Raw genomic sequence first — 7,626 nt, 5'->3', positions numbered from 1 at the left:
CCGCTTTCCAATCCCCGCCTGGATCATCAGCCGATCCTCAGCAGTCAGCTCCCTACGCGCCATGCGACTCCTCAGCTCATGCCCCCGAAATCATCGCAAGCGTTGCTTCGAAGTCCTGAACTCAAGGATCAACTGGGCGGGAGGGGAGCGGTCCCGGTGGCTCCGGGGGCGGGAGACAGACCGTTCTGTTAGCTGCGGGGTCTCGGACTTCCACTTAGTATGTCGCCGTGACGAACGGCCTTCTCCCCACCTCGGCGGGCGCGCCCGAGGGGTCCCGCGAGACGATCATCTTGGCGTCTTGCGAACTCTTCCGTCTCCGCGGTGTCGACAGGGTGAGCGTCGAGGACATCATCGACCGGGCCGGAGTTGCGAAGAGCACTTTCTACAGCTGCTTCCATTCCAAGGAGGAGCTGGCCGTTGCGTGCCTTCGGCTCCGGCACGAGGCGCGCATGTCGAGCCTCCGGGAGACGGTCCAGCGGCATGGGGGCGGGAGGGCTGACACCCTTCGGGGCATCCTCTCGGACCTGATGGACCAGTGGTTCCTCGACCCCGTCGCAGAGGTGCGTGTGCTCAGCCACGCGCTCGGTCCCCACGGAGAGGAGGACGGGGTGGTGGGGCGCACGGTGGCCGGGCAGCTGCGTGAGTTTCGCGACGCGATAGCCGCACTCAGCCGGGATGCTGGCCTCCTGGATCCCGAGGGCTTCGCCTGGTCATGGGAGATCGCCGTCAAGGGCGCCCTCATCTCGGCCTTCGAAGGCGACACCGACGCGCTCCAGCAGGCCGAGTCCATGACGGGGCTCCTCTTGGCTGAGCACGCGGAGGACCTCTTCGAAGACGGCCTCTGACGGCGCGATCCGGCTTCTTCTGCAACACATAAACATATTGCAAGACTCCTATATGTGACCTACGTTGGAGTCGTGGGTGAATCGTCCGCGCTGGAGGCCACGGCGCTGCTGTTCAAGGTGCTCGGCAATGCCTCGCGCCTCAGGCTCCTGATGATCCTCGGGCGCGAGCCCCGGACAGTGGGGGCCTTGGCCGAGGACGCCGGGATGTCACAGCCGCTCGTCTCCCAGCACCTGCGCACGCTGCGGCAGGCGGGACTCGCCAAGGCGGTCCGGCGCGGCCGCGAGGTTGTCTACCACGTGGCGGACCAGCACATCGTGCACGTGGTTGCCGATGCCTTCGCCCACGTCCAAGAGGCACCGGAGAACGGTGCTGCAGCCGATACCGAAGGAGCCCTCCATGTCTGAGACCGAACTGCACGCCGAGCATTCCGTCGGCGAGCACCAGCACGGCGCCGACTGCGGTCACGAGGCCGTCCAGCACGGCGACCACACGGACTACGTCCACGGAACGCACCACCACGCCCTGCACGGCGACCACTACGATGAGCACGAGTCGGTCGCCGAGCACTCCTCCGCCGAGCATGTCCACGGCCGCGACTGCGGTCACGAGGCCGTTCAGCACGGCGACCACACTGACTACGTCCACGACGGCCACAAGCACGCCGCGCACGGTGACCACTACGACGAGCACTGATTCACCGACCCTGCCCGCAGTGGCAGCTAGGCCGACTCGGCGTCCGGTGCGGTGTAGGTGTGCATCCGGGCGCCGGCGTCGTTGAAGATGCTGAGCACCTGCGCGGGCTTTCCGCCGGCAGCGGAGACGGAGTGCGGGATCCGGGTGTCGAACTCGGCGGCCTCGCCGCGTCCGAGGACGAGGTCCCGCTCGCCCAGGATGAGCCTGAGCTTGCCGGCGAGGACGTAGAGCCATTCATAGCCGTCGTGGATCCGGGGCTCAGGGAGGCTCGTGGGGGGCGGGTAGGTGATCCGGTAGGTGTGCACCGGCGACCCTTCTGGTGCGAGTGGCGTGATGACCAGACCGTCGCGGTGGATGACCGGGCGTCGTACGCGCGGGTCTGGGGTCTCGGTCTGGACGAGGTCGTCGAGCCGGATGCCGAGCTGCCGAGTCAGCGGGACCAGGAGCTCGAGGCTTGCCTGCCGCTTTCCCGATTCCAGCCGCGAAAGCGTGCTGGTCGACATTCCCGCGCGTCGGGCCAGTTCCTCGAGGGTCCATCCTCGTGAGTGCCGAACCGCACGGAGCCGCGGACCGATGAGCTGCAATTCCTCCGGCACGGGTCCTCCCTTGCTGTTTCCGCAAGTATTCTTGCTACTCCATCCATTCTGCCCTCAGGGTGGGGGCATGGGCGAAACATGGGATGTGATCGTGGTTGGCGGCGGACCCGCGGGCCTGTCTGCGGCGTTGATGCTGGGGCGGGCGCGGCGACGGGTCCTGGTGGTCGATGCGGGAAGCCCGCGCAACCGCTTTGCTGCACACATGCACGGCGTGCTCGGCAATGAGGGTGTGCCGCCGTCGGAATTGCTCCAGAGGGGTCGCGGCGAGGCCGCGGAGTACGGGGTCCAGTTCCTCGGCGCCACCGTGACCCGCGTCGCTCAAGAGGAGAGCGGTCTGCTCGTCGAGTTCGCGGGCGCCGGTGCCCAGAAGGCTCGGGCTGTTGTGGTGGCGTCCGGCGTCTGGGACGAGCTGCCCGCTATCCCGGGTCTTGCCGAGCGGTGGGGGCGGGGCGTGCTCCACTGCCCGTACTGCCATGGCTGGGAGGTGCGGGGCCAGCGCCTCGGGGTTCTGGTCACCTCGCCGACAGGCGTCCACGGGGCGCAGCTGATCCGGCAGTGGAGCGACCGCGTGACCGTCTTCGCGGCCGATGGTCTCGCCCCTGGGATCGAGAGCCGGCTGCGCTCCCGTGGCATCGATATCGTTCCCGAGCGGGTCGTCGAGGTGACCGGCGACGCCGACCGGGTCACCGGCGTGCGGACGGCGGATGGGTGCGTGATCCCAGTGGATGCGATCTTCACCGCCGGCGCGCCCCGGCCGAACGATGCCTTCCTCGTCGGTCTCGGACTGGAGCGGTCGGAGGCTCCTTTCGGCCTGGGCTCATTCCTCACGGTCGACCCGTCGGGCAGGACGAGCAACCCGCGGGTGTGGGCGGTGGGCAACGTCGCCAACCCCGCCGCGAACGTCCCCATGTCCATCGGCGCCGGCGCCTCGGCCGGCGGAGCCGTCAACGGCGCCTTGGTGGAGGAGGATTTCGACCTCGCACTCGCCTCTGAGGCGGCGGAAGCCTGACGCGGCGGGGGCGTGACGCCCTCGGCTGATCAGCCCTGGCGGGCCTTCAGCCGAGGGTTCTTCCTGTTGATCACGAAGAGCTTGCCCCTGCGCCTGACAACCTGGGAACCGGGCTGGCTCTTGAGCGACCTGATCGATGCGCGAACCTTCACGCGTGCCTCCTTCGATTAATGTGAACGATTATCAATAGCGTAGGCTGATCCGCACTTATTCCCGTCACCAGGCGCGGCTAGGGCTCTGGGCTGGGTGCGGCTAGGGCGTTGCGCTGGCCGTCGGCGCGAGTCCCCCGGGCGCGGAAGAGCGGGTTTCCCCGGACATGTCGCACTCGACGCAGGTCCCGAGGACGTCCCACGCAAGGCCCGAGGCCGCGAATCCTTTCTCCATTGCGAGGCGTCCGACGGCGCGCTCGGCTTCGCCTGCCTCAATCTCCACCGCCCGGCCGCAGGCACGGCAGACGAGATGGTGGTGGGTCCGGGTTCGGGCGGGCGTGCGGCAGGCGTGATACCTGCCCGCTCCGTCGGGTCCGCGCAAGACGTCCGCGCGCCCTTCCTCGGCAAGGCCCGCGAGGATGCGGTAGACGGTCGAGAGGCCGACAGGGGTGCCCGCGACGAGAAGCCGTGCGTGGAGCTCCTGGGCGCTGACGTAACCGCCCGCTTCCTCCAGCGCGGCGAATACGGCCTTCCGCTGACGGGTCATCCGTCTGACCACGCAACCCCGCCTTCCGGGACTTCCCTCCCCGCGACCGGGAAGGGGCTACGATTGACAATGATAATCGTTCTCAGATAAATCTTGCTAGGCGCCCAGTTGCAACGCCCCCCGCCTTGAAGAAACGGATCCTCCCATGTCTCCTCGGTTCCTCCCCGCCGCCCTCGTCGGCGCTGTCCTTGCGGCGACCGCGCTCGCGGGCTGCGGCACCTCCTCGTCCACCTCGTCATCGTCGACCGGCTCGGCGGGTGCTCAGGTCATCCCTGTCGCGGCGTCCACGGACGCGTGGGGCAGCATCCTCTCCTCGCTGGGCGGGTCCCATGTGAAGGCCACCTCGATCATCAGCAACCCGGACACCGATCCGCACGCGTACGAGCCAACCCCAGCCGACGGGCGCACGATCGCCGGTGCGAAGCTGTTCGTCGAGAACGGCATCGGCTACGACAGCTGGGCCGCCAAGTCGCTCTCCGCGAACCCGAACCCGGACCGACAGGTTGTCGAAGTCGGCTCGGTGACCGGAACGCCGGATGACGGGAACCCGCACCAGTGGTATTCGCCCGCGAGCGTGGACAAGGTCGCCGACGCCATCACCGCCGCGCTGAAGAAGCTCGACCCCTCCAGCGCAAGCTACTTCGATGCGCAGCGGGCCGACTTCGACTCGAAGACGCTTGCGGACTATCATGCGACGATCAATGAGATCAAGGCCAAGTACGCCGGGACCCCGGTCGGGGCAAGTGAGAGCATCTTCGCCCCGATGGCAACGGCGCTCGGACTGAACCTCGTCACTCCCCCCAGCTTCCTGAAGGCCATCAGCGAGGGCACCGATCCCTCGGCCGCCGACCTCGCCACGATCAACGCCCAGATCAAGGACAAGCAGATCAAGGTGTACGTGTTCAACAGCCAGAACTCCACCCCCGACGTCTCGGCCCAGGTGGACGCTGCAAAGGCAGCAGGCATCCCTGTCAGCGCGGTCACCGAGACCCTCAGCCCCAAGGGAGCGTCCTTCCAGGATTGGCAGACGACCCAGCTGAAGAGCCTCGAAGCGGCCCTTGGGCAGGCGACCGGCAAGTGAGCAACGACTCCGCAGTCCGCTTCCGTGGCGTTTCAGCCACGGTGGGCGGACGCACGGTCTGGTCCGGCGTCGACTTCACGGTCGACGCCGGCCAGTTCGCCGCAGTCCTAGGCCCCAACGGTGTTGGGAAGACGACGCTTTTGAAGGCGATCCTCGGCCTGGTGCCGACCAGCGCCGGGACGATCTCGGTTTTCGGCCACCGGCCCGGTGCCGACCGCTCGAGGATCGGATACCTGCCCCAGCGGCACGCGTTCGGCCCCTCGGTGCGCATCCGTGGAATCGACATCGTCCGGCTCGGCCTCGACGGCGAGCGGTGGGGCACCCCGCTGCCCAGCTGGCTCCAGGGGTCGAAGGGCAGGGCCGCGGCGGAGCGCGTCCGCGAGGTGATCCGCCTTGTGGGCGCCGAGAGCTATGCCCACCGGCCGGTGGGGCAGTGCTCCGGCGGCGAGCAGCAGCGCCTCCTGATCGCCCAGGCTCTCGTGCGCCGACCGGACCTGCTCATCCTCGATGAGCCGCTCGATTCCCTGGACGTGACGAATCAGCGCTCAGTGAGCGCGCTGATCCAGAGCGTGTGCCGCCGAGAGGGCATCGCCGTGGTCATGGTCGCGCACGACGTGAACCCGATCCTGCCCTACCTGGACCGGGTGATCTACCTCGGGCACGGAGGCGCGGTCACGGGAGCCCCCGAACAGGTGATCACCCCTGAGGCCCTCACGGCCCTCTACGGCACACCGGTCGACGTGCTCAGAGACCGGATGGGGCGGCTCGTGGTCGTCGGCCAGCCCGACGCCCCGCCCGAGCACCCCCACGATCCGGAGGCCCATGCATGAGCCCGACCAGTCTCCTGGAGGACCTCTTCGCCTATCCGTTCATGGTCAACGCCTTCCAGGCAGGAACTATCGTCGCGGTTGCAGCCGGTGCGATCGGATGGTTCATGGTGCAGAGGCGCCAGTCGTTTGCAGGCCACACGCTGGCCGTCATCGGGTTTCCCGGAGCGGCGGCGGCCACGTGGCTCGGATCCAACCCCGCCGTCGGGTACTTCGTCGCGTGCATCGGCGGGGCCCTGATCATCGCCGCACTCCCGCACGCCGGACACATCGGTGGCGAAACGGGCGGCGTCGGCGAGGAGTCGGCCGTGATCGGCACGGTCCAGGCCTTCGCCTTGGCGGCAGGCTTCCTCTTCGTCAGCCTCTACCAGGGATTCCTCTCCGGTTTGAACAACCTGCTCTTCGGAACCATCACCGGGGTGACGACATCGCAGGTGCAGATGCTCGCCGTCGCCGGCATCGCCAGTCTGACGCTCCTGGCCGTGATCGCCCGCCCACTGCTCTTCGCCACGATTGATCCCGCGGTCGCCGCTTCCCGCGGGATTCCGGTCCGTGCCGTGTCCGGCGCCTTCCTCGTGCTCCTGGGCGTCGCCGCAGCCGGCACCAGCCAGGTCACGGGCAGCCTGCTCGTCTTCGCCCTGCTCGTGGCACCCGCGGCCACCGCGGTCCGCCTGACCGCCCGCCCCGACCTCGGGATCGCCCTGTCCGTTGCGATCGCCTTGATGGTGACCTGGGCCGGCGAGGCGATCGCGTACTTTTCGCCCTATCCGATCGGCTTCTGGGTCACCTCGATCGCATTCGCGGCCTTCCTGGCCGCGTCCGCGGTGAGCGCCCTGCGCGAACGCCGCGGGCGACGTCGTCAGCGCCGGACGAAGGAGGCGGTCGCGTGACGGCCCCCGCAGCCTCCGTTCCCGCGGCTGCGTGGATCCTTTCCCAGCCCTACATGCAGAACGCCTTCCTCGCTGGCACGGCGGTGGCGCTGCTGGCCGGCCTCGTGGGGTACTTCGTCGTCCTGCGCGGCCAAGTGTTCGCCGGCGACGCACTCTCCCACGCCGCCTACACCGGGGCACTGGCCGCCCTCGCGGCCGGCGTGGACATCCGTCTCGGCCTCTTCGCCGCGACGGTCGGGATCGGATTCGCCCTCGGTTTCTTCGGCGGCCGAGGCGCCGCGGACGACGTCGTCATCGGGACGACCTTCTCGTGGATCCTGGGGCTTGGCGTGTTCTTCCTCTCCATCTTCACTTCGAACAGTGCCACCGGGAACGGCGCGGCGAACGTCAGGGTCCTGTTCGGTTCCATCCTCGGGATCAGCACCGCGACTGCCCAGGCAGAGGCGTGGACTGCCGCGGGGCTGATCCTGGTCCTGCTCGCCATCGCGAGACCGCTCCTGTATGCGTCGATCGACCCTGCGGGAGCGGCGGCGAGGGGGGTGCCCGTACGGATCCTGGGGCCGTTCTTCCTCGCCCTCGTCGGCGCCGTGGCGGCGACGGCGAGCCAGCTCGTCGGGGCCCTTCTCGTCTTCGGCCTCCTAGCTGCGCCGCCGGCCGCCGCCCGTCGGCTCACTTCCCGTCCGTGGACGGCGTTCTGGCTCGCCGGCGCCTTCGCCGTCGCGGCCGTCTGGGCCGGCCTGCTGGCCACGTACTACGTGCCAGTCCTCCCGGCGAGCTTCACCCTCGTGGCCGCCGCCACCGTCGAGTACGCGGCCGCAGCGGCGGCGGGGCCCCTCGTGCGGGCGGCGGCGCGGAGGCCAGCCCGCGCCGCGCGGCAGTCTGAGTCGCTGGCTCCGGCGAAGATCCGTGGATCCGATCCCGTGACGCGACGGGACCGACCGGCCGCCGTCGAGCGCGAGGCCGACTAGGCCTGGAGCGTGTGGGCCGT

General features: G+C 68.9%; 11 protein-coding genes. 8 read left to right on the top strand and 3 right to left on the bottom strand.

Features of this window, described 5'->3' with window-relative positions; genetic code table 11:
• Window positions 1-227 precede the first annotated feature (227 nt).
• Genes E6A21_RS15985 through E6A21_RS18235 form a run of 3 tightly spaced genes read left to right on the top strand, consistent with a single transcriptional unit; the run spans window position 228 to window position 1,539 of the window.
• A complete protein-coding gene (locus E6A21_RS15985) occupies window positions 228-845 on the top strand; it encodes a TetR/AcrR family transcriptional regulator (protein ID WP_138445150.1) in 618 nt (205 codons plus the stop codon).
• Between the two features lie 54 nt (window positions 846-899).
• Window positions 900-1,250, top strand: coding sequence for an ArsR/SmtB family transcription factor (locus E6A21_RS15980; RefSeq protein WP_246036576.1), 351 nt, complete (start codon window positions 900-902; stop codon window positions 1,248-1,250).
• On the top strand, window positions 1,243-1,539 hold the full coding sequence (locus tag E6A21_RS18235; protein ID WP_138445149.1) for a hypothetical protein: 297 nt from the start codon (window positions 1,243-1,245) through the stop codon (window positions 1,537-1,539). Before E6A21_RS15980 ends, E6A21_RS18235 begins: the two co-directional genes overlap by 8 nt.
• A gap of 26 nt (window positions 1,540-1,565) precedes the next feature.
• Here the strand turns inward: E6A21_RS18235 and E6A21_RS15970 are convergent, their stop codons facing one another.
• On the bottom strand, window positions 1,566-2,135 hold the full coding sequence (locus tag E6A21_RS15970; protein WP_138445148.1) for a helix-turn-helix domain-containing protein: 570 nt from the start codon (window positions 2,133-2,135) through the stop codon (window positions 1,566-1,568).
• 67 nt (window positions 2,136-2,202) lie between these two features.
• Between E6A21_RS15970 and E6A21_RS15965 the strand changes: the two genes are divergently transcribed.
• Window positions 2,203-3,144, top strand: coding sequence for an NAD(P)/FAD-dependent oxidoreductase (locus E6A21_RS15965; RefSeq protein ID WP_138445147.1), 942 nt, complete (start codon window positions 2,203-2,205; stop codon window positions 3,142-3,144).
• 29 nt (window positions 3,145-3,173) lie between these two features.
• On the opposite strand, the gene ykgO is transcribed toward E6A21_RS15965, so the two are convergent.
• Window positions 3,174-3,296, bottom strand: a complete 123-nt coding sequence (ykgO, locus tag E6A21_RS15960; protein ID WP_138445146.1) for a type B 50S ribosomal protein L36 — start codon at window positions 3,294-3,296, stop codon at window positions 3,174-3,176.
• Window positions 3,297-3,396: 100 nt separating this feature from the next.
• Window positions 3,397-3,840, bottom strand: a complete 444-nt coding sequence (locus tag E6A21_RS15955) for a Fur family transcriptional regulator (protein ID WP_138445145.1) — start codon at window positions 3,838-3,840, stop codon at window positions 3,397-3,399.
• A gap of 145 nt (window positions 3,841-3,985) precedes the next feature.
• On the opposite strand from E6A21_RS15955, the gene E6A21_RS15950 reads away from it, so the two are divergent.
• The 4 genes from E6A21_RS15950 to E6A21_RS15935 are packed head-to-tail and all read left to right on the top strand — an operon-like array spanning window position 3,986 to window position 7,606.
• Window positions 3,986-4,921, top strand: coding sequence for a metal ABC transporter solute-binding protein, Zn/Mn family (locus E6A21_RS15950; protein ID WP_138445144.1), 936 nt, complete (start codon window positions 3,986-3,988; stop codon window positions 4,919-4,921).
• Window positions 4,918-5,751: a metal ABC transporter ATP-binding protein gene (locus tag E6A21_RS15945; protein WP_212745963.1), complete on the top strand. Its 834-nt coding sequence runs from the start codon at window positions 4,918-4,920 to the stop codon at window positions 5,749-5,751. The genes E6A21_RS15950 and E6A21_RS15945 overlap by 4 nt, the downstream gene beginning before the upstream one ends.
• Complete coding sequence (locus E6A21_RS15940; RefSeq protein ID WP_138445142.1) at window positions 5,748-6,638, top strand: metal ABC transporter permease; 891 nt, start codon at window positions 5,748-5,750, stop codon at window positions 6,636-6,638. The genes E6A21_RS15945 and E6A21_RS15940 overlap by 4 nt, the downstream gene beginning before the upstream one ends.
• Complete coding sequence (locus E6A21_RS15935; protein ID WP_212745962.1) at window positions 6,635-7,606, top strand: metal ABC transporter permease; 972 nt, start codon at window positions 6,635-6,637, stop codon at window positions 7,604-7,606. The genes E6A21_RS15940 and E6A21_RS15935 overlap by 4 nt, the downstream gene beginning before the upstream one ends.
• Window positions 7,607-7,626: the final 20 nt, after the last annotated feature.

It is taken from the genome of Sinomonas susongensis (genome assembly GCF_005877005.1).
GTDB lineage: Bacteria > Actinomycetota > Actinomycetes > Actinomycetales > Micrococcaceae > Sinomonas > Sinomonas susongensis.
Note: the sequence above shows the minus strand (reverse complement) of the source record. Positions and strands in the feature narration are given on the sequence as shown.